Source organism: Sphaerisporangium rufum (assembly GCF_016863395.1).
Taxonomy (GTDB): Bacteria; Actinomycetota; Actinomycetes; order Streptosporangiales; family Streptosporangiaceae; genus Sphaerisporangium; species Sphaerisporangium rufum.
This window is the reverse complement of record NZ_BOOU01000041.1, coordinates 43,999-62,722: the sequence shown is the minus strand read 5'-3', so window position 1 is coordinate 62,722 and position 18,724 is coordinate 43,999. Positions and strand designations below refer to the sequence as shown.

The following is an 18,724-nucleotide window of genomic DNA, read 5'->3' as shown; positions in this document are numbered from 1 at the left end:
CGCCGTTTCACCGCCGTCCGGCGCACGCTGGCCCGCATGGGTGTCAAGGTCAGCGTGGTGGTGCCGGTGGCGGAGCCGGGGCCGGACGACGACGCGTTCGACGCGTGCGTCCGCTCGCTCCTGGAGCAGTCGCTGCCCTCGGACGAGTACGAGGTGATCTTCGCCGATGAGGGCTGCGGGGAGGCGACCCGCGAACGCCTGGACGCCGTCGCCGCCGTCCGGCCCAACGTCCGGGTGCTGCACCTGGACGACGCCGGCGGGCACCCCGGCCGCGGCCGCAACGTCGGCCTGGCCGTCGCCCGCGGCGACTACGTCTACCTGCTGGGGCAGCAAGACCGGCTGGAGCGGGTCGCGCTGGAGATGATGCACCGGGCCGCCACCGAGACCGACGCGGACATCCTGATCGGCCGGCTGGTCCGCGGGGACAACCCGCCGCCGCGGGTGTTCGGCCGCAACCGCGAGCGGGCCGACGTGCTGGCCGACGGGCTGCTCGGCCTGCCCACCGCGCACAAGCTGTTCCGCCGCGCCTTCCTCGACGGCCGCGGCATCCGCTTCCCCGACATCGACGCCGGCCCCGCCGAGCAGGCCTTCGTCGTCCGGGCCTACCTGGCGGCCAAGGTGATCGCCGTGCTGGCCGACCAGGTCTGCTGCCACCTCGGCCCGGCCCCCGAGGCGCCACCGGAGCCGCGCGCCCACGTCGCCGGGCTGCGCGCCGTGCTGGACGCCATCGACGAGTGCACCGACCCGGGGGAGACCCGCGACCGGCTGTACGCGCACTGGCTGCGCACCGGCGTGCTGCGCCCGCTGGGCGGGCGCCGGCTGCTCGCCGCCCGGCCGGACCAGCGGACCGCGCTGCTCGCCGCGCTGCGCGAACTGGCCGCCGAGCGCCTCCCGCCGAGCCTGGACCGGCACGTGCCCGTCCACCTGCGGGCCCGCGCCCGGTTGCTGCGGGCCGGCGACCTGGCCGGCCTGGTGGCGCTGGCCGAGGCCGGCCGGGGGGCCGGTGTCCGGGCCGAACTGCGCGACGTGTCCTGGGACGACGGCGTGCTCGACCTGGACCTGGCGGTGGAGATGGTGGACGGCGCCGGCCGGCCGGTGACCTTCCGCGCCGACGGCGACCGGCTGCTGTGGGTGCCGCCGCTGCCAGGGCTGGCCCTGCCGCCCGACCTGGCCGACGTGACCGGCGCCGTGGGCCAGGCCCGGATGGAGGTCTACGTCCGGGACGCCGACAACGGCCTGATCTTCTTCCTGCCGGTGTCCGGCGAGGTCTGCCGGTCCCGGGAGGGCGACCGGGTCCGCCTCTGGGCGGTCGGCCGGGCCCGGCTGGACGTGGACACCGCCGCGCTCGGCCGGCCGCTGCCGCGCGGCGAGTGGGAGGTGCACGTGCGGATGTACAGCGGCGTGCAGCAGGCCCGCACCCGGGTCGCCGGGCAGCGCGGCAGCCGGCTGAGCTGCGTCGGCATCCTCGCCGGGCGGCAGCGCCGGCTGGCCATCCCGTGCTGGTCGGAGCGGCGCGAGCTGAGCGTGTGCGTCGAACCGCGCTCGTTCGCCGACTCCATCCGGCTGGTGTCCCCGGCGGCCACCGCGCTGCACCGCGAGGGCGGCGTGTTCGTCGTGCTGCCGGTGCCCTACGTGCCGCCGAGCGGCGGGCCGCCCGCCGAGCTGGTGCTGCGCCAGATGGCCGCCCGGCCCCGGGACGTCAGCGTGCCCGCGCTGGTCGAACCCGGGGTGCCCGGGCGGTTCCCCGGCCAGCTCGTCGCCCGGGTCGCCGTCCGCCGGCTGCCCGGCGAGGGCCACCTCACGCCCGGCCTGTGGACGCCGGCGCTGCGGGTGGACGGCGCCGAGACCGACCTGCGCTTCCTGCTGGAGGTGGGCCGCAGCGGCCGCACTCGGGTGCAGTCCGCCGGCGAGCCCGGCACCCTGGCCGCCCGGCCGTCGCCGCTGGCCCGGCTGGCCGCCCGGCTGCCCGGCGGCCCGTGGCTGCTGCGCCTCGGCCGCGCCCTGCACGATCGCTACCTGCCCGCCCCGCCCACCACCGAGACCCCGAAATGACCCGGGCTCAGCTGCTGATGGCGGGGGCCTGCCGGAGGTAGGTCCGGTCGGTCACCTGGCCGAGCAGGAAGGCGGCCAGGTCGGCGCGGCTGGTGGAGAGCGAAAGGACGCCGTGGCCGTAGTGGCCCACCTTGACGTCCCCGCCCGCGGGCCGGTCGTTCAGCTTGGCCACCCGGACCAGCGTCCAGTCCAGGTCGGCGACACGGACCAGCTCGGCGGCCCGGCGGACCTCCCGATACGGCTTCGGCGCGACGGTCCGGACGAACCGGGCCAGCGCCGCGAACTTCGCGTCCGGCCGGTCCCCCGGGTCCGGGACGCTGCACGTCGAGACGACCACCAGCCGCCGCACGCCGGTCTTCTCCATGGCGGCGATGATCCGGCGGGTGCCGTCGCTGACCGAGCCGACCCCTTCGATCACCGCTTCGGCGTCCTGCACGGCCCGGACGATGGCCGCGTCGTCGTCCATCCCGCCGGCGACGACCGACAGCGCGGGATGCGTGATGCTCAGCCGGCCGGGGTTGCGGGCGTAGGCGGTGACGGTGTGCCCGGCGTCCAGGGCCCGGCGGACCAGCAGGTGGCCGGTCCGCCCGGTCGCGCCGAAGATCGTGATGCGCACTGTCGCTCTCCTGTCCACCGGGGTGCCCGACAACCGCTAAAGAAGCTTAACTGCTAAAGAATCTATAGTGGTACTAGAATGGTCGTCAACATGGACCAGGTCAGCGACACCCAGGTAGCGCGTTGCATGCAGATCCTGTCCGTCATCGGCGATCTGTGGACGCTGGCCATCGTCATGACGCTGCAGGCGTCGGAGATGCGGTTCAACGAGTTGCAGCGGGCCATCCCCCGGGTGAACGCGGTGACGCTGAGCGGCCGGCTGAAGAAGATGGAGGAGGCCGGCCTGGTCAGCCGGACCACCGAGTCGCGGGGCCGGCAGTCCACCGTCTACGCGCTCACCCCGCTCGGCGAGCGCCTGTCCCCGATCATGGACGCGCTCCGGCAGGTCGCCCTCGACCTGGAGCGCTCCGGCTACGCCCCGCCCGGTCCCCCCGCCTCCCGCCTCCTGCCCCGGCGACCGGACGACAAAGACCAGCCGGGCCCCTGACCGCCGGAGTCCGTCCAAGCCGTGGGGTGGTATCCTCGCGTCATAAGCCCCGGTGATGCCTCTGCTGAGCACGCAGCCGGGGCACAGCCTTGTCTGGGCCGGTCGAATCTCACCATGTAGCCCAAGATCGTGCAGGGCATTCGGCGGGGAAGGATGCCGGCCAACCTCTTACGTCGCATTTGCGGCGACTCGTGATGCCTCACCGAGCGAGTTGGATGCACGAGGAGAGGCCACCTGCCGCCCCAGATCGGATCCGCGGGCGAGGGAAGCAGCGGATCGGCCCGGCTTCGCGTTCACAGGACATGAACCGCGAGATTCTCCGGCTGGAGACCACCGCACCCACCTCGGTGCCCGCGGCCCGCTCCCCGGACGCCGGGCTGGTCGCCTTCTACCGCGACCATCGGCTCGACCTGGTGCGGCTGGCGGTGCTGCTCGTCGGCGACCGGGAGACGGCCGAGGACGTGGTGCAGGACGTGTTCGCCCGGCTGCACGCCAGGTGGCGGCCGGGCGTTACCACGCTCGCCTACGTCCGGACCTGCGTGCTCAACGGATCCCGGTCGGTGCTGCGCCGCCGGGCGGTCGCGCTGCGGCGCACCGAACGGGTCACCGACCTGGCCGACTCGGCGGAGACCGCCGCGCTGATCGGAGAGTCCCGGCGGGAGATGCTGCTCGCGCTGGCCCGGCTGCCGCGACGCCGCCGCGAGGTGCTGGTGCTGCGCTACTACCTCGACCTGCCCGACGCGGAGATCGCCGAGATCCTGCGCATCCGGGAGAGCACCGTGAGATCCACCACCGCCCGGGCACTGGCCGGGCTGCTTCGCGAACTGGGGGACGACACCGCATGAACGACATCGAGGACCGGCTGCGTGACGCCATGACGGCCCGCGCGAGGACCATCGACGACGACACCCGCCCGCTGCCCCCGCCGCACCGTACCGTCCGGGGCCACCCGCTCCGGGTCACCGCCGTCGCTCTGGCGCTCGCCGTGACGGTGCTCGGCGTGGTCCGGTTCGCCGCCGTCTCCGCCGGAGGCGGGCAGGAGAAAATCGTCGCCATGTCGCTGAGCGGCGCGGCATCGTCCGACCGGCCCGAGGTCGCGGTCTTCCTCTGCAAGGACGACGACGCCTTCCCGGGCTGTGCGGGCGGGGCGATCACCGCGGCGGAACGGGAGAACCTGCAACGCGCCATGACCACCCGGCCCGAAGTGGAGAGCGTCGCCTTCGAGGACCGGAAGCTGGCCTGGGAGAGTTTCCGGCGGCGGTTTCCCAAGTATGCGGACGAGGTGAGACCCGAGGACATGCCCGAGTCCTTCCGCCTCCAGCTCAGGCCGGGGGCGAACATTCCGGCCGTGGCCCAGGCGCTGAGCGAGCTGCCCGGCGTGTCCAACAGCGTGGACCAGTCCTGCATGGCCGATCGCGGCTCGTGGTGGGGGGTGATCGCCTACTTCCTCGGCCTGGGTGACCAGTGCACCTTCCTCGGTAAGGGCCGCTGACCCGGTTGACCTTCACCTTCGGGGATCACCGGCAGGGACACCCCCGCCGCCGGGTTCGCCGTCCCGTTACGCTGATCGGCGCCGGCGGCCTGCACGCCGCCGGCGCCGATCGTGGCGCCGGCCATTCCCGGCGGGGTTCGGGGCGAATCTCACCACGTCACCGGGCGCCCTCTGGCGTCCGGTGGGCCGCTTGCCGGGTAGCCGGGGCCGGGGAGAGTTCGAACCACAGGGTGTGGGCGGGCGGGTTCGCGGTGAAGCCCCAGCGGGTGGCCAGCGCGCGGATCAGCAGGATGCCGCGCCCGGAGGACTTCAGGTCCTCGGGGTCGCCGGCGAGGCTCGGGATGGTCGGGGCGCCCTCGTCGGCGACCTCGACGCGGACGTCGCCGTTCTCCTCGACCGTCACGGTCACCCCGATGGTCGCGGTGTCGGTGTACACGACCGAGTTGGTGGCCGCCTCGGACAGCAGCAGGACGGCGTCGTCGCAGCGCGGCCGGCCGTCCAGGATCTTGCGCAGCCAGCGCCGCGCCTCGGCCACCGAGGTCTCGGTTGCCGGGAAGTCGGCGGTCTCGATGCGCCGGGGAGTCTCGCTCACGTGGGCGTCCTGGTGGCTCAGGCGGCCGGGGCGGCGGGCCGGGGCCGGGCGGCGGTGTCCCGCTCGGCCTCGCGCATCAGGGCGCGCAGCTCCGGCGCGGTGGCCGCCTCGATGATCAACGGCTCCGCGGTCGGGAAGACGGCGAGCGCGTAGAAGCGGCGGCTCCACGGGCCGTAGATGACCGTCCAGTCCGGCTCCAGCCGGTCGACCAGCACCGCCGCCGCCCGGGCGCCGGGGTCCGGTGCGCCGGGCTCGACCGGCGCGTAGGGCCGGCCGGCGGTGTGCCTGCCGCGAGGGCGCCCGCTCCGGCGCCACAGGTTTCCAAGACGTCGCACGCCGCCGTCCCTGCCTTCCTGATCAGGGATCCGCCCGGCCTCGCGGTCGCCGGTCGATCCCGCCGATTTCCCTTCGCTACCGAAGGTAGCGGTGTCATCATTGTGGGTGATCGATCGTGCTGGAAGCGTGACGAAGTGGCAGCTACGTGGTCCACGTCCATCGAGGAGGCGGTCATGGCGCAAGACCCGATCGACCCGCACGTGTCGCCCTGGCACCTGTTCGGCGCGGTGATGCGGCACTGCCGGGAGAGCCGGCCGAACCTGTCGTTGCGGCGGGCGGCCCTGGCGTTGCACGTGGACTTCTCCAACCTGGCCCGATGGGAGCGCGGCGAGCGGATGCCCCCGGCGGAGCTGGTGCCGGCCCTGGACCAGGTGTACGGCGCGCACGGCATCCTCACCGCCCTGTACGACAAGCTCACCTCCCCGGACACCGTCACCGGGTCCGCCTCGGGTACATGCTGGGCGAACCCCGCATATCCCGCCGGAGGTGACGACATGGAACGTCGGGCCATGCTCCACCTTCTCGCCGGACTCGGCGCCGTCACCCCGTTCGGCGCGGTGGGCTCGTTCGGCGCGCAGTCCGAGCCGCTGCGGCAACTCCTCGACGCCTCCCTCGGCCGCGAGCATCGCAGCCTGGAGGACTGGGAACTGGCCTGCGCCGACCACCTGCACGCGATGCGCACCCGGCCGCCCGCCCAGGTCACCGCCGACCTGCTCATCGACCTGCACGCGCTCCACCGGCAGCTGGCCGCCGCCGGCCCCGCCGACGCGGTCGAGCTGCGGCGCTGCCTGGCGGTGCTCTCGTCCATCCAGGCCAACGTCCTGACCCGCCTCGGCGAGCACGGCACCGCCCTCCGCTGGTGGCACACCGCCCGCCACGCCGCCGACACCTCCGGCGACCTGGACCTCCGGCTCATGGTCCGCGGCGAAGAGGCCGGCCACGGTCTATACGGGCAGCGCCCCCCAGAGGCCATCCTCCAGCTCGTGCGTGACGCTTGCGAGCTCGCCGGCGGTCAGAACGTCGACCTGCTGACGACCGAGGTCAAAGCCCTCTCCATGCTCGGCCGGCACGACGAGGCACTCGACAGGCTGAACGCTCTCCACGCTCTCGCCGACAAGGGCGTACATCGAGACCCGTACGGCTTCTGGAAGCTGAACCAGCTGCACTTCGCCGAGAGCTGGGTCTACGCCGCGGCCGGTGCGGAGGAGCCAGGGCGCCGGGCGCAGGAGAGCCTGATGAAGCTCACCCAGGACTACCAGTACTGCGCCAACGTCCAGCTTCACCAGGCCCTGTGCACGGTGGTCCGGGGCGGGGTGGACGAGGGGACGCGGCAGGCGGCGGCCGTCATCGACGCGCTCGCCCCCGGCTACCGCACCCGGCACATCCTGGAGACCGCCCACCTTGTCCTGCGCGCTGTCCCCCAAGCCCAGCGCCACCACCCCGCCCCCACCGACCTCCGTCAGGCTCTGGCCGCCGACCCCTCCGGCAACGCTTGTACCACCCGCCCATATGGTGGCACATCAGGAAAGAGATGACCGGAATCGGGGCCGGGGTTCGCTGCGTCTCTCGGCCCGCGCCACCTAGACTGAGACTATGAGCGCGATGCGCGAGGAACTGCACCACCTGGTGGACCGGTTGCCCGAAGCCGAGCTTCGGCCGGCGCTGGAACTCATTCGCGGTCGACTGGATGAGCCTGCTGCCAAGGGGCGAGATCTTCCGTTTTTCGCGTCGTTCGATGCCGAACCGGATCTCGCCGCCCGTCATGAAGAGATTCTGCGTTTCGAGATGGGCCGCTGACGTGCTCCTGTGCGACACGGGAGTCCTACTCGCTGTAGGCAACGCCAAGGATCAGTATCACAGGGCCTGCATCGGTCTGCTCCGAGAGGCTGAAGGACCGCTTCTCGTGCCGTCTCCCGTCATGGGAGAGGTGGGCATCTCTTGGAGTCGCGGGTCGGTCCGCAGGCCGAGATCGCGTTCCTGAAGTCATTCGGCGGTGATGGATTCCAGGTGGCCGAGCTGGAAGATGAAGATCTCCCCCGTATGGCGGAACTGGTCGAGAAATATGTCGACCTTCCTCTTGGATTGGTGGACGCCGCCGTGATCACGATTGCGGAGAGGCTGAAACTGCGAGAGGTCGCGACGGTCGACCACCGGCATTTCCGGGTGGTGCGCCCGCGCCACATCGAAGCCTTCAAGCTGCTTCCTTAGGTCGAGCGCGAGCGAGGGGTAGAACGCCAGGCATTCAAGGTCGCGTCGCCTGGTGGGGCCGCTCGGCCGTGATCAGGGCCCATCCGGCGGCCCGGAGCAACTTGGGAACCGCCACCCGTCCCAGGCTGCGGTCGACGAAGAACCTACGCGGCTGTTCGAGTGGCGACACGGAGAGCGTCCTCGACCTCGTCCCGGCTGAGTCCGAATTCCTCGGCCACCACATCCACGGGTTCTCCGGCCTGGAAAAGATCGATGACGTCTTCCAGCTTCGCTCCGCCGTGCGTGAAGCGAGGACGTCCGAAGGCGTGCGCGGCGTCGACCGTGACGGTGGCGGTCCGGTACTGGGGCAAGGTGATGACTTGGGCGTATCCGTCCGAAGCGAAGTCGACCCGGCGAAGATAACTGGCGACGATGTCGGAGAACACGCGCTGGTTGTTACGGACGACCACGAGTTCCCGGGCCGACTCATCACCGACATGTTCGGCGTAGTCGTACAGAACCTCGGCGCCATCAGTGAACAGACGCCTGCTGGCCAGGGCATGGGCGAGCCCGAGTTCCTCCTCCAGCGCGTCGATCGCCGGCCTGATGCGCTGCAGCGGCACGCCTGCCTGGCGGAAGGCGGCCAATGCGAAACCTTCGGCCAGCCCGATGAACGGTACGGCGGCCTCGTTCGGCCGATCAGGACGCGCCGCGGTGATCACGGGTTTGCCTTCGATGGCGCGTCCGTCACGCCGGCGCCGCTGATAGCCGAAAGCCCAGGTCGTGAACGTGGACGGCGGCACGGCAAGGTAACGGGCCGCCTCGGCGATGCCGTACAGCGGTGTCGTGAACCGATCGATGACCATCCGCACCTCCTGGACAGTCATCGTCTCAGACGAAGCCGGTCGTCGTAGGAGCACGACGCATGACGGGCGAGCTGGAGCTCCGGATTCCTGCCGGGCCGGACATGCGGCCATAGCATCGATTCCGTGATCGTATGGCTGAACGGCACTCACGGTGCGGGCAAGACGACGACCGCCGCGCTCGTGCAGCGCCTGATTCCCGGTTCGCGGGTGTTCGACGCCGAGAAGGTGGGCGAGACGCTCATGGACATCACGCCGGGCCTGCCGGCGACGGACAACTTCCAGCACTGGCCGCCGTGGCGGCCGCTCGTAGTGGAGACCGCCCGGCGCGTACTCGCCTACACCGGCGGCACCCTGGTGATGCCCATGACCGTCCTGGTCGAGGAGTACTGGCGCGAGATCAGGGCGGGTCTCGCCGAACATGCCGTTCCGGTGCGGCACTTCGTTCTCCACGCCGACCAGGACACCCTCCGCAGGCGCATCGAGGGGGACACCGTTCTCGCCCTCCGCCCCTCGCCCTTCCGTCTCGCCCATCTTGAGCCCTACGCCGAGGCGGTCCGCACCTGGCTCCCCGGCGAGGCCGAACTCGTCGACACCACGCACCTGACACCCGAACAGGCCGCGCTGCGGATCGCCGAGGCCGTCAACGGCTGAGGTCCGCTGTTCGAAGCGGGTCATCGGCGCGGACCAATCGCTAAGGTGTCCACCTCGGTCGTGAAAGGAACATCTTGTCGAACTCCCCCTGGTTATCGAGGCCGGCGTTGTCGCTGTGGATGGCGGCCATGGCGGTCGCCGCCTGGCCGTCCTGGGAGGAGTGGCGCTTCCGGCTCCAGCCAGGGGAGGTCGAGTTGACCTATTGTGCCGGCTTGGGGCCTTGGGGGATATCGCCGCTCGAACCCCTGCGCAGTGATCTCGACATGGTCATGGAGAACCTGGTGGCCGCGGCCGTTCCGGCGATCCTGGTCGTGATGGGATTTCTCGCCTGCCTGCGCCGTCCGGATCTGTGGCAGGCGGGTCGGCGAGCGGCAGGTGGCCTGGTGCTGATCGCCGTCCTGGAGCCGGCCACGCCTGCCTACGCCTCGCCGGACGCCTGCGGCGTGATCCCCCTGCTCAGCGCCGAGTGGTTCGCCACGATGATGGACGCCTGGGGAAGCACCCAGTGGTGCCTGTTCGGGGCCGCCGCACTCGTACTGGTCGCCACCCGGATGACGAGCACCGCCCCCTTGCCGCGGCCGGTGGCCGCCCGGCCGGCCGGGGTGACCTGGCACAGGCCCGCGGCGTTGCTGGTGGACTACACGATCGTTGTCGCCACGTTCACCTTCGCCGTCCCGCTCTTCCTGCTCCTGACCGGCCTGGAGGGGTTCTTTTGGTTCCATGTCGAGGGAGGGGTGGTCAATGCGTTGCGCCTCCTATCGGTCGCCCCCGATCCGGAGCGGTTGATCGGCGTCTTCTTCATCTTTCTGTACTTCTGGGGGCAGCACCGCCGGTGGGGCCGGACCCTGGGCAAGCGACTGTTGCGGATCCGGCTGGTGTCCGTCGATGCTGCCGGGCAGCCGGCGAAGCGCAGGACGGCGCTCCGCACGCTGCTCTTTCCGCTTCTGCTGTTCGTGCCGGTCATCGGGCCGCTCGCACTCATCGCGGACGTCCTGTGGGTGATCCTCGACCCCGGAGATCGAACGCTGCACGACCGGTTGGCGCGCACTGAAGTCGTGCGCCGGATCCCGGACGCCCGACTCCCGGCCTGATCGCTCTTCCGGCGGAACGGAGTGGGCCCGGGGGCCGGCCAACTGGGGATCCGCTGTCCGAGCCCGCGCCATAGGAGGGTGGCGCCTTTGGCGCTCATTCAGGTGGCGGGGGAGCCCGGGGTGACGATGCCGGTCTCGTAGGCGATGATCACTGCTTGGGTGCGGTTGGCGGCGTCCAGCTTGGTGAACAGGTTGCCGACATGGGTCTTCACCGTCTCCAGGCTGATGACCAGGCGCTGGGATATCTCGGTGTTGGACAGCCCGGTGGCCATCAGCCGGAGGATCTCGGTCTCCCGGCCGGTGAGCCGCGGGTGCCGTACGGCGGCAGGCGGGGCCGGGCGAGCGGTGACCAGCGCGCGGACCGCGTCCGGGAACAGCAGCGACTCCCCGGCGTCGAGCAGCCGGATGGCGTGCGCGATCTGCGAGAGTCTGGCGCGTTTGAGGAGGAACCCGGCGGCGCCCGCACGCAGCGCGTCGTACACGTGGTCGTCGTGCTCGAACGTCGTGATGACCAGCACCTTGGGCGGCTCGGCCAGCTCGGCGCGCAGCAGTCCGGTGGCCCGGATGCCGTCCAGCTTCGGCATCCGGACGTCCATCAGCACGACGTCCGGGCGGCGCTCGACGACCAGCGGCAGCACTTCGGTGCCGTCGGCCGCCTCGGCGACCACCTCCAGGTCGGGCTCGGTGGACAGCAGCGAGCGCAGGCCGGTCCGGGTGAGCTCGTCGTCGTCGGCGATCAGCAGGCGGATCACGGGGTGGACCCTAGCGGCAGCCGGGCGGCGAGCCGCCAGCGGTGCCCCGCGTGATCGGTGACCGGGCCGGCGGTGACCTCGCCGCGCAGCACCTGGACCCGTTCGGCGATGCCGGCCAGGCCTCGCCCGCCGCGCCCGCCCGCGACCTCCGGTACCCGGCCGGCCGCGATCGGGTTGGTCAGCTCGATGTCCAGGTGGTGCGGGCCGACGTCGATCCGGACGGTGACCTGGCCGGACCGGCGTATCGCGTTGGTCAGCCCCTCCTGGACGATCCGGTACGCCTCGCGGGACACGGCGGCCGGCACCTGGCGTGGATCGCCGGTGAGCGTCACGTCGACCGGGGTGCCGCCGCTGCGGACCCGGTCCAGCAGCGGGTCGAGGTCGGCCAGCGTGTACTGCGGCTCCCGTGGCGAGGCGCCGTCGCGGAGCACGCCGAGCACGTGGTCGAGGTCGTCCAGCGCGGTGCGCGCCGCCTCCTCGATGCCGCTCATCGTGTGCCGGGCCCGCTCGGGGTCCGACTCGACCAGAGCGCCGGCCACCGCCGCCTGGATCGTGGTCGCGGTGAGGGTGTGCCCGATCGAGTCGTGCAGCTCCCGGGCCAGCCGGTTGCGCACCGCGAGCCGGTCGGCGTGCCGCCGCACGGCCGCCATACGCTCGGCGGCGCTCGGGCCGAGCAGGTACGGCGCCACCCGGCGCAGCGCCGCGGTGTACCCGGCGCCGGCGACCCCGGCGAGCGTGACCAGCCCCAGCGCCACGGCCAGGGTCCAGCTCCCCGGCAGGCCGCCGCTGATCGTCGGTGACATGCCGGGCAGCACGAGGTCGCCGCCACCGCGGGCCCAGATGGCCGGCAGGGTCACCGCCGGCAGCAGGGCACCGAACACGACGCTCAGCAGCGCGGCGCCGGACACGGCGTGCAGCAGGGTCCAGCCGGCCGAACGGAGCCGTACCGGCCGGCCGCGGGCCGCCGGCGCGACGGGGAACGTGGTGCGCAGCAGCGCGTTGCCCAGCCGGATCGCGACGGGCCGGGTGACCCCGACCAACCCGCCCAGCAGGACGAGCAGGACCGTCGTGGCCGCGAACACCTCGGTGCGGACCGGGGCGGGGACGGCCAGACCGGCCACCGCGCCGCCGGTCGCCGCCGGCAGCCAGATCGCGGCGCCGATGATCGCGTGGACCCAGCCCAGCAGGTAGGGGACGGGTGCCGGAAGCCTGTGCGACATGCGTCGATTCTGCTGGCCGGGCCGGTCCCGCACCTCCCACCCTGGAGCCATTTCCGGCCGGCACTCCGGTGCCGGTCCAGATTCGCCCCCGATCGCCAGGTGCCGGGACGTCGCGGTGCGACACGGTGTTCGCCGTCCTGTTCCCTGTCGTGAGGAGCGTCGCGGTGCGCAACCGTGGAGTGATCGTCTATCTGGTGCTGACGTTCGGCCTGACGTGGTCGCTGATGGTCGGGGTGCGCTTCGGCCTGGGGATGCCGCTGGCCGACCCGCGGGCGCAGCTGTTCTTCGCGTTCGTCCCGGCGCTGGTGGCGATCGTCGTACGCCGCTGGGTGACCCGGGAGGGGTTCGCCGACGCCGGGCTCGCCCTGCGGCTGCGCGCGGCCTGGCGTTACTACCTGATCGCCTGGTTCGGCCCGCTCGGGCTGCTCGGCGCGGGCATCCTGGTCGCGGTGGCCGGCGGGTGGTATTCGCCGGACACGAGCGCGTTGCGGGACTTCGCGCCCGGCGTGCCGCCGGTGGTGCTGATCGCCCTCCTGCTGATGGTCGCCCTGGCGCTGACTCCGGTGTACTGGGGTGAGGAGTTCGGCTGGACCAGCTACCTGCGGCTGCGGATCCACCCCGGCCGCCCGCTGCTCGCCACGCTGGCGACCGGGTTGATCTGGGCGGTCTGGCACTTCCCGCTGGCGTTCCTCGGCTACGCCGACTACCGCAACGTGCTCATCGGCCTGCTGTGGTGGACCGCCGGGTTCGTCTGCCAAGAGGTCATGCTGACCTGGCTGCGGCTCCGGTCCGGCACGATCTGGACGACGAGCCTGGCGCACGCGGGCAACAACATGGTGCTGTCGCTGGTCGCCGACATCATGCTGAGCGGTGGCGCCGGCCTGGACGATCTCGTGGTCATGCCGATCATGCTCGTCCCGCAGCTCGCGGTGGCCGCCTGGATCCTGCTGTCCGGCCGGTACCGCGCGGCCGCCCCGGCGGCCCCGCCCGCCGCCGTGCCCGTGGCGTCGGGCCCGCGCCTCGGGGCCGGCCACGCGCCGGACTGACGGCCGACGCCCCCCTCTGGCATCGAGGTCAGGGGCGGTCGCCGGCGTGGTCGACGAGGCGGGTCTCCAACTGGGCCGTCCAGGTCAGCGGGGTGCCGGCCTTGACGAGCCGCTTGCCTTCCTGGCCGAGGTCCCAGGTGCGGTCCGCGGTCGTCACCCCGTAGGTGCCGAGGAACCGGTAATCGTCGGGGCTGAGGATCAGGTCATATCTCAGGTCCCGGCTCGAATGGCTGAAAGCCACCCCGTGCCGGCCTGCGGCATCGGCGGCGTTCTGGGTCACCGTGACTCCAGGGATCATCGGGAGCGCGCGGAACAGTGCGGCACGGACCCGGGCCGGCAACTGCTGCTCGCCCATCAGCTGGTAGATCGCTTTGAAGCGCAGCTCGTCCTTGGACGGTGGCGGCCCGCTGGTGACCTGCAGATCGGGCAGCGCGGCGCTGATCCGCTGCAGCAGGCTCTGCGGGGTCACCGGTTCGGCGTCGAGCCGGTCCGCGCTCAGGCCCGGGAAGGTCCCCTGCTCCAGCAGCCGGCCGTCGGTGTACCAGGCGGTCCGCTGCCCGTCGACGCTCGCCCACTGCTCCCAGTCCTCGAACCGGCCCGGGTCGACACCGACACCTTCTGGATCACTGATCGCCGCCTGGCGCTGCTTGATGTAGAGCCACTGGCCGGCGCGGGCTTCGGGCACCGGCGTGTCCTCCGCGGCCCGCGCGGCCCGCTCGCCCAGTTCCACGACTCCGGCCACCGGCGTCGTCTCCGGCTGTCCTCGGGTCATCACCACCCCGGTGCCGGCCAGCACGGCGAGCATGGCGGCAAGGGCCGGACGCCACCGGAGTTTCGGCCGGGGACGCGACCCGGGGGCCTGGGCGGCGTTCATGAACGCGTGCCGGGCCGCGTCCCGGGCCGCCGGGGTGATCTCGGGCAGGTCGCGGCGCAGCGTGCGCACCGCCTCGAACTCGTCCATCACAGCTCCTTCTTGATCGTCTTACGGGCGCGGTGCAGCCGGGAGCGCACGGTGCCCACCGGGACGCCGAGCGCGTGCGCCGCCTCCTGGTAGCTGAGGTCCTCCCAGGCGATCAGCAGCAGCACGTCGCGTTCGCCACGCGACAGCCTCGCCAGCGCCCCCGCCAGCCGGCGTTCCTGGCTCTGCGCCGCGACCCGGTCGACCAGCTCGTCCTCGATCGACGCGCCGATCGGGTCCACCCCGGTCCGGGCGAGGGCGCGCAGGAACCGTTCCTCGGCCCGCCGGTGCCGGGCGATGAGCCGGGTGGCGATGCCGTACAGCCAGGGCCGGGCCATCCGGTACGCCTGGTCGTAGTTCTCCCGCCGCCGGAACGCGGCCAGGAAGGTCTCGGACACGATGTCGTCGGCGTGCGGCGTCCCCAGCCGCCTGGACACGTACAGATGGATCTGGGCGACATACCGCTCGAACACCGCGCTGAACTGCTCGGGGTCGGCCACGGACCGCCTGATCAGTTCGGCGTCGTCCAGCTCGGCCGTTTCCACTGCATCCACGAGTCTCCTTCATCCGCCTGCCGGTCACCCGGTTGTCTCCCGACCGGCGCCAGGCGGTTCCCGCGGAGCGTGAATCGCCCGCCGGTCCGCTCATCGGCTCAGGTGCGTGTCGTCCGTTCCGCGGCGGGCCGGGTCGGTCGGTGGTCGAGCTCCTGGTGGAACGAGTTCGGGTCGGACACCGAGGGGATCACCCGGTCGGGTACACGAAGCGCCCCCGGCCGGTCGTCTGGCGGGGGCGCGCGATCGATGGTGATCTGCGGGCGCGGGCGGGGGTCGGCCGCCGCGTGATGTCAGATTCGGTCCGGCTGGTCGGGGGCGGGGGGCGGGGTGGTCATGGCGAGGACGTCTAGGGCGGCGTCCAACTGCTCCTCGGTGAGGCGGCCGGCCGAGACGTGGCCGCGTTCCAGCACGACATCCCGGATCGTCTTGCGCTCCTTGAGGGACTGCTTGGCGATGCTGGCCGCCTCCTCGTAGCCGAGGTGCCGGTTGAGCGGGGTCACGATGGACGGCGAGCTCTCGGCGTACTCGCGCAGCCGGTCGGCGTTGGCGGTGATGCCGCTGACGCACCGGTCGGCCAGCAGCCGGGACACCCCGGTGAGCAGCCGGACCGATTCCAGCACGTTGCGCGCCATCACCGGCATCATCACGTTCAGCTCGAAGCTGCCGGAGGCCCCGGCGAAGGTGACGGCGGCGTCGTTCCCGATGACCTGGGCGGCCACCATGCACGCCGCCTCGGGCACCACCGGGTTGACCTTGCCCGGCATGATCGAGGACCCGGGCTGCAGATCGGGCAGGTTGATCTCGCCCAGCCCGGCCCGCGGGCCCGAACCCATCCAGCGCAGGTCGTTGCAGATCTTGTTGATGGACACCGCGACCACCCGGAGTTGCCCGGACAGCTCGACCAGCGCGTCCCGGGCGCCCTGCGCCTCGAAGTGGTCCGGCGCCTCCCGGAACGGCAGTTCGGTGGCCTCGCGCAGCTTCTGGACGACCTCGGCCGCGAACCCGGGCGGGGTGTTGATGCCGGTGCCGACCGCGGTGCCGCCGATCGGCAGCTCGGCCAGCCGGGGCAGCACCGAGCGGACCCTGGCCAGGCCGTTCTCGATCTGGGTGGCGTACCCGCCGAACTCCTGGCCCAGGGTCACCGGGGTGGCGTCCATCAGGTGGGTGCGCCCGGCCTTGACCGTCCGCTCGAACTCCAGCGACTTCTGCCGCAGCGCGATGGCCAGGTGCTCCAGCGCGGGCAGCAGCTCGTAGGCGACGTCGATCATCGCCGCCACGTGGATGGACGTCGGGAACACGTCGTTGGACGACTGGGACGCGTTGACGTGGTCGTTCGGGTGCACCGGCCGGCCCAGGCGCTTCTCGGCCAGCGTGGCGACCACCTCGTTGGCGTTCATGTTGGACGAGGTGCCCGACCCGGTCTGGAAGACGTCGATCGGGAACTCGCCGTTCCACTCGCCCTCGGCGACGTCGGTGGCCGCCTCGGAGATCGCCTCGGCCATGTCCGGCTCCAGCACGCCGAGCTCGCCGTTCACCTCGGCCGCGACCGCCTTGATCAGCCCGAGCGCGGCGATGTGCGCCGGCTCCAGGCCGCGGCCGGATATCGGGAAATTCTCCACCGCCCGCTGCGTCTGCGCCCGCCACTTGGCGGCCGCCGGGACGCGCACCTCGCCCATCGAGTCGTGTTCGATCCGGAAGTCTTCCATGCCTCCAGTCTCACCCCTGCCCCCGCCCGGCGCGGCACCGAGCGGGGTGAGCCTGCCCGCCACATGCGGTTCATCTCCGGTGGCCGTCCGCCACCTCCGGCCGGAACCGGTCCGTCCCGGCGAGAGGTGACGGTCAGCCGGAGATGGCGGCGAAGATGAGCAGGACGATGGCCAGCAGGCCGATCAGCGCCACGGTGAGCAGGATGATCATGCCGACCGGGCTGCTGCCGGATCGAGCCGGTTCGGCGCCCTGCAGGGCGAACAGGTCGGTGCCCAGCCCTCGGGAGCCCGCCGGTGCCGCGGGGCCGTCCGGCGATGCGGTGGTGGCCGGTTCCGCTGGATCCGCCCGGTGCTCCGCCGCGGCGGCCGACCCGGGGCCGGTCCAGGGCGGGGTGCTCCCGGGCGTGGCGGCCGGCCCGGCCGCGCTGTCCGGCGCGGATGCGGTCGCCGGCCCGGTCCCGGGTGGCGGGGTGCCGCCGGGAGCGAATCCGCCGGGTCCCGAGGCCGGTCCGGGCCCCGGAGCGGGACGGCTGCCGGGCGCGGCCGGCGGCGCGGGCGGCAGCCCGGGGCCGGACCGTAGGGCAGTGCCGGTGGGCATGCCGTGCGCGGGGCGCCGCACCACGGTGGTGGCCCGGTCCTGGTCGGGCAGCTCGCCATCGGCGGCCGGCCCGGACGGCGCCGAGCCACCGGAGCCGCCGGGGGAGCCGGAGCCACCAGGGGCACCGGGGGCGCCTGGGGCACCGGGGGAGCCGGAGCGGCCGGGGCCGCCGGGCGTCGCCGGGCGGGCCGGTGCGGCGGGCGTCGCCGGGCGGGCGCCCGCACCCGTGGCGGCACCCGCCCGGCCGGGCCCGGTCGCCTCCGGCGTCCCGCCGGCGGGGATGGCCAGGCCGCCCTTCGGGCGGATGATCACCATCGTCTGGTTCGGATCGACGCCGTCCGGCTCATCGTCATCGATGCCGCCCGGTGCGGGACTCCGGGCCGGGTCCAGGCCGGACGAGGCGGCGGCACCGGTGCCCTCCGGCACGCCGGCCGGCCGCGCGCCGGTCTGACCGGGCCCGCCGGGCGGCGGACCGCCGGGGCGCGCGGGCGGGCGAGCGGTCTCCGGGCGGCCGCCGGGCTGGCCGGCCGCCGTCGAGCCCCCGGGACGGGCCGCGGCGGCGCCGGGGCGGGTCGGCGGGTCGGCGGGCGGGCGGGTGGCGGCCGGGCCCGGGGACGGGCGGTGCGGCCCGGCCGGGGCCGGCCCGGCGGGCGGCGGGACGGGGGAGCCGGACGGGGTGCCGGCGACGGCGCGGAGCAGGGCGAGGGCGCGGTCGTGCGGCACCCGCCTGGTGTGGTCCTTCTCCAGCAGCGCCTCCAGCACCGGGCGCAGCGGGCCGGCCTGGGTGGGCGGGTCGGCCTGCTCGGTCATCAGCGCGGCGAGCGTCTCGCTGACCGACCGGCGCTCGTAGGCGGGGCGCCCTTCCACCGCGAAGTAGAGGGTGGCGCCGAGCGACCACAGGTCGGACTCCGGCCCGGTGTGGTCGCCGCGGGCCCGTTCGGGCGCGGTGTAGCCGGGGGAGCCGATCACCATGCCGGTCTTGGTGATGGTGCTGTCCCCCTCGGCCTTGGCGATGCCGAAGTCGGTGAGCACGACCCGCCCGCCGTCGGTGAGCAGCACGTTGGCCGGCTTGACGTCGCGGTGCAGCACGCCGCGCCGGTGCGCCTCGCGCAGCGCGTCCAGCAGGTCGACGCCGATCTCGGCGACCAGCCGGGGCGGCAGCGGCCCCTCCTCATCGATCACCTGCTCCAGCGACCGGCCCTCGACCAGCTCCATGACGATCCACGGGCTGCCGTCGACCAGGATGGCGTCGTGCACGGTGGCGACCGACGGGTGGGAGATCTTGGCGGCGGCCCGGCCTTCCCTGATCATGCGTTCTCGCAGCTCACCCCGCTGGTCGGGGCGCAGCCCCGGGTCCTGCCGGATCTCCTTGATCGCGACATCCCGGCCGAGGAGGCGGTCATGGGCGCGCCAGACGGTGCCCATCGTCCCGCGGCCGAGCGGGGCGATCAGCTCGTATCTGGCGGCGAGCAGCCGCGTCTGCTGTTCCGGCATGACTAAGAAGATAGCGATACCCGGCTG

At 72.9% G+C, this 18,724-nt stretch carries 20 protein-coding genes; 10 read left to right on the top strand and 10 right to left on the bottom strand.

Annotated features, from left to right (window positions below; all coding sequences use genetic code 11):
• Positions 1 to 36: 36 nt before the first annotated feature.
• Positions 37 to 2,052 (top strand): glycosyltransferase family 2 protein, encoded by a 2,016-nt coding sequence (locus tag Sru01_RS13875; protein ID WP_203984811.1) that lies wholly within the window; start codon positions 37 to 39, stop codon positions 2,050 to 2,052.
• Positions 2,053 to 2,059: 7 nt separating this feature from the next.
• On the opposite strand, the gene Sru01_RS13870 is transcribed toward Sru01_RS13875, so the two are convergent.
• A complete protein-coding gene (locus tag Sru01_RS13870; protein WP_203984810.1) occupies positions 2,060 to 2,668 on the bottom strand; it encodes an NAD(P)-dependent oxidoreductase in 609 nt (202 codons plus the stop codon).
• 78 nt (positions 2,669 to 2,746) lie between these two features.
• On the opposite strand from Sru01_RS13870, the gene Sru01_RS13865 reads away from it, so the two are divergent.
• The 3 genes from Sru01_RS13865 (at position 2,747) to Sru01_RS13855 (ending at position 4,646) form a co-directional block, all read left to right on the top strand.
• Positions 2,747 to 3,154 carry a winged helix-turn-helix transcriptional regulator gene (locus Sru01_RS13865; protein ID WP_203984808.1) on the top strand — a complete coding sequence of 136 codons (408 nt, stop codon included), beginning with the start codon at positions 2,747 to 2,749 and terminating at the stop codon, positions 3,152 to 3,154.
• 302 nt (positions 3,155 to 3,456) lie between these two features.
• The gene (locus Sru01_RS13860; RefSeq protein ID WP_203984806.1) at positions 3,457 to 3,999 is read left to right on the top strand and encodes a sigma-70 family RNA polymerase sigma factor; all 543 of its coding nucleotides are present in this window, start codon (positions 3,457 to 3,459) and stop codon (positions 3,997 to 3,999) included.
• Positions 3,996 to 4,646: a permease-like cell division protein FtsX gene (locus tag Sru01_RS13855; RefSeq protein WP_203984804.1), complete on the top strand. Its 651-nt coding sequence runs from the start codon at positions 3,996 to 3,998 to the stop codon at positions 4,644 to 4,646. The genes Sru01_RS13860 and Sru01_RS13855 overlap by 4 nt, the downstream gene beginning before the upstream one ends.
• A gap of 157 nt (positions 4,647 to 4,803) precedes the next feature.
• Here Sru01_RS13855 and Sru01_RS13850 read toward each other — a convergent pair whose 3' ends face one another.
• Together Sru01_RS13850 and Sru01_RS13845 are read right to left on the bottom strand one after the other, a co-directional pair.
• A complete protein-coding gene (locus tag Sru01_RS13850; protein ID WP_203984803.1) occupies positions 4,804 to 5,238 on the bottom strand; it encodes an ATP-binding protein in 435 nt (144 codons plus the stop codon).
• 17 nt (positions 5,239 to 5,255) lie between these two features.
• Positions 5,256 to 5,573, bottom strand: coding sequence for a hypothetical protein (locus Sru01_RS13845; RefSeq protein WP_203984802.1), 318 nt, complete (start codon positions 5,571 to 5,573; stop codon positions 5,256 to 5,258).
• Between the two features lie 174 nt (positions 5,574 to 5,747).
• Here Sru01_RS13845 and Sru01_RS13840 point away from each other — a divergent pair, with 174 nt between their 5' ends.
• The 3 genes from Sru01_RS13840 to Sru01_RS13830 all read left to right on the top strand — a co-directional run bounded on the left by Sru01_RS13840 (position 5,748) and on the right by Sru01_RS13830 (position 7,782).
• Positions 5,748 to 7,109, top strand: a complete 1,362-nt coding sequence (locus Sru01_RS13840; protein ID WP_203984801.1) for a helix-turn-helix domain-containing protein — start codon at positions 5,748 to 5,750, stop codon at positions 7,107 to 7,109.
• A 58-nt stretch (positions 7,110 to 7,167) separates the two neighbouring features.
• Positions 7,168 to 7,371, top strand: a complete 204-nt coding sequence (locus Sru01_RS13835; protein ID WP_203984800.1) for a hypothetical protein — start codon at positions 7,168 to 7,170, stop codon at positions 7,369 to 7,371.
• 141 nt (positions 7,372 to 7,512) lie between these two features.
• Positions 7,513 to 7,782: a type II toxin-antitoxin system VapC family toxin gene (locus Sru01_RS13830; RefSeq protein WP_239137400.1), complete on the top strand. Its 270-nt coding sequence runs from the start codon at positions 7,513 to 7,515 to the stop codon at positions 7,780 to 7,782.
• Between the two features lie 143 nt (positions 7,783 to 7,925).
• Here the strand turns inward: Sru01_RS13830 and Sru01_RS13825 are convergent, their stop codons facing one another.
• Positions 7,926 to 8,648 carry a DUF433 domain-containing protein gene (locus Sru01_RS13825; protein ID WP_203984799.1) on the bottom strand — a complete coding sequence of 241 codons (723 nt, stop codon included), beginning with the start codon at positions 8,646 to 8,648 and terminating at the stop codon, positions 7,926 to 7,928.
• A 102-nt stretch (positions 8,649 to 8,750) separates the two neighbouring features.
• On the opposite strand from Sru01_RS13825, the gene Sru01_RS13820 reads away from it, so the two are divergent.
• Together Sru01_RS13820 and Sru01_RS13815 are read left to right on the top strand one after the other, a co-directional pair.
• Entirely contained in the window at positions 8,751 to 9,278 is a 528-nt protein-coding gene (locus tag Sru01_RS13820; RefSeq protein WP_203984797.1) for an AAA family ATPase, read from the top strand.
• A gap of 128 nt (positions 9,279 to 9,406) precedes the next feature.
• Positions 9,407 to 10,369, top strand: a complete 963-nt coding sequence (locus tag Sru01_RS13815) for an RDD family protein (protein ID WP_203984795.1) — start codon at positions 9,407 to 9,409, stop codon at positions 10,367 to 10,369.
• Positions 10,370 to 10,467: 98 nt separating this feature from the next.
• Here the strand turns inward: Sru01_RS13815 and Sru01_RS13810 are convergent, their stop codons facing one another.
• A complete protein-coding gene (locus tag Sru01_RS13810) occupies positions 10,468 to 11,121 on the bottom strand; it encodes a response regulator transcription factor (RefSeq protein ID WP_203984793.1) in 654 nt (217 codons plus the stop codon).
• Positions 11,118 to 12,341, bottom strand: coding sequence for a sensor histidine kinase (locus tag Sru01_RS13805; protein ID WP_203984791.1), 1,224 nt, complete (start codon positions 12,339 to 12,341; stop codon positions 11,118 to 11,120). Before Sru01_RS13805 ends, Sru01_RS13810 begins: the two co-directional genes overlap by 4 nt.
• A 164-nt stretch (positions 12,342 to 12,505) precedes the next feature.
• Here Sru01_RS13805 and Sru01_RS13800 point away from each other — a divergent pair, with 164 nt between their 5' ends.
• Entirely contained in the window at positions 12,506 to 13,387 is an 882-nt protein-coding gene (locus Sru01_RS13800) for a CPBP family intramembrane glutamic endopeptidase (RefSeq protein ID WP_203984789.1), read from the top strand.
• Between the two features lie 28 nt (positions 13,388 to 13,415).
• Here Sru01_RS13800 and Sru01_RS13795 read toward each other — a convergent pair whose 3' ends face one another.
• From Sru01_RS13795 to Sru01_RS13780, 4 genes are all read right to left on the bottom strand, one after another.
• Positions 13,416 to 14,348, bottom strand: coding sequence for a CU044_5270 family protein (locus Sru01_RS13795; RefSeq protein ID WP_203984787.1), 933 nt, complete (start codon positions 14,346 to 14,348; stop codon positions 13,416 to 13,418).
• Entirely contained in the window at positions 14,348 to 14,899 is a 552-nt protein-coding gene (locus Sru01_RS13790; RefSeq protein ID WP_203984786.1) for an RNA polymerase sigma factor, read from the bottom strand. The genes Sru01_RS13795 and Sru01_RS13790 overlap by 1 nt, the downstream gene beginning before the upstream one ends.
• A gap of 290 nt (positions 14,900 to 15,189) precedes the next feature.
• A complete protein-coding gene (locus Sru01_RS13785; RefSeq protein ID WP_203984785.1) occupies positions 15,190 to 16,605 on the bottom strand; it encodes a class II fumarate hydratase in 1,416 nt (471 codons plus the stop codon).
• A gap of 133 nt (positions 16,606 to 16,738) precedes the next feature.
• Complete coding sequence (locus Sru01_RS13780; protein ID WP_203984784.1) at positions 16,739 to 18,697, bottom strand: serine/threonine-protein kinase; 1,959 nt, start codon at positions 18,695 to 18,697, stop codon at positions 16,739 to 16,741.
• Between the last annotated feature and the right edge of the window lie 27 nt (positions 18,698 to 18,724).

Excerpts from the sequence above, each read along its gene's own strand:
- Sru01_RS13875 (WP_203984811.1), top strand. The coding sequence starts at position 37 with ATGGGTGTCAAGGTCAGCGTGGTGGTGCCGGTGGCGGAGCCGGGGCCG.
- Sru01_RS13865 (WP_203984808.1), top strand. The coding sequence starts at position 2,747 with ATGGTCGTCAACATGGACCAGGTCAGCGACACCCAGGTAGCGCGTTGC.
- Sru01_RS13860 (WP_203984806.1), top strand. The coding sequence starts at position 3,457 with ATGAACCGCGAGATTCTCCGGCTGGAGACCACCGCACCCACCTCGGTG.
- Sru01_RS13855 (WP_203984804.1), top strand. The coding sequence starts at position 3,996 with ATGAACGACATCGAGGACCGGCTGCGTGACGCCATGACGGCCCGCGCG.
- Sru01_RS13840 (WP_203984801.1), top strand. The coding sequence starts at position 5,748 with ATGGCGCAAGACCCGATCGACCCGCACGTGTCGCCCTGGCACCTGTTC.
- Sru01_RS13835 (WP_203984800.1), top strand. The coding sequence starts at position 7,168 with ATGAGCGCGATGCGCGAGGAACTGCACCACCTGGTGGACCGGTTGCCC.
- Sru01_RS13825 (WP_203984799.1), bottom strand. The coding sequence starts at position 8,648 with ATGACTGTCCAGGAGGTGCGGATGGTCATCGATCGGTTCACGACACCG.
- Sru01_RS13815 (WP_203984795.1), top strand. The coding sequence starts at position 9,407 with ATGGCGGTCGCCGCCTGGCCGTCCTGGGAGGAGTGGCGCTTCCGGCTC.
- Sru01_RS13805 (WP_203984791.1), bottom strand. The coding sequence starts at position 12,341 with ATGTCGCACAGGCTTCCGGCACCCGTCCCCTACCTGCTGGGCTGGGTC.
- Sru01_RS13795 (WP_203984787.1), bottom strand. The coding sequence starts at position 14,348 with ATGGACGAGTTCGAGGCGGTGCGCACGCTGCGCCGCGACCTGCCCGAG.
- Sru01_RS13785 (WP_203984785.1), bottom strand. The coding sequence starts at position 16,605 with ATGGAAGACTTCCGGATCGAACACGACTCGATGGGCGAGGTGCGCGTC.
- Sru01_RS13780 (WP_203984784.1), bottom strand. The coding sequence starts at position 18,697 with ATGCCGGAACAGCAGACGCGGCTGCTCGCCGCCAGATACGAGCTGATC.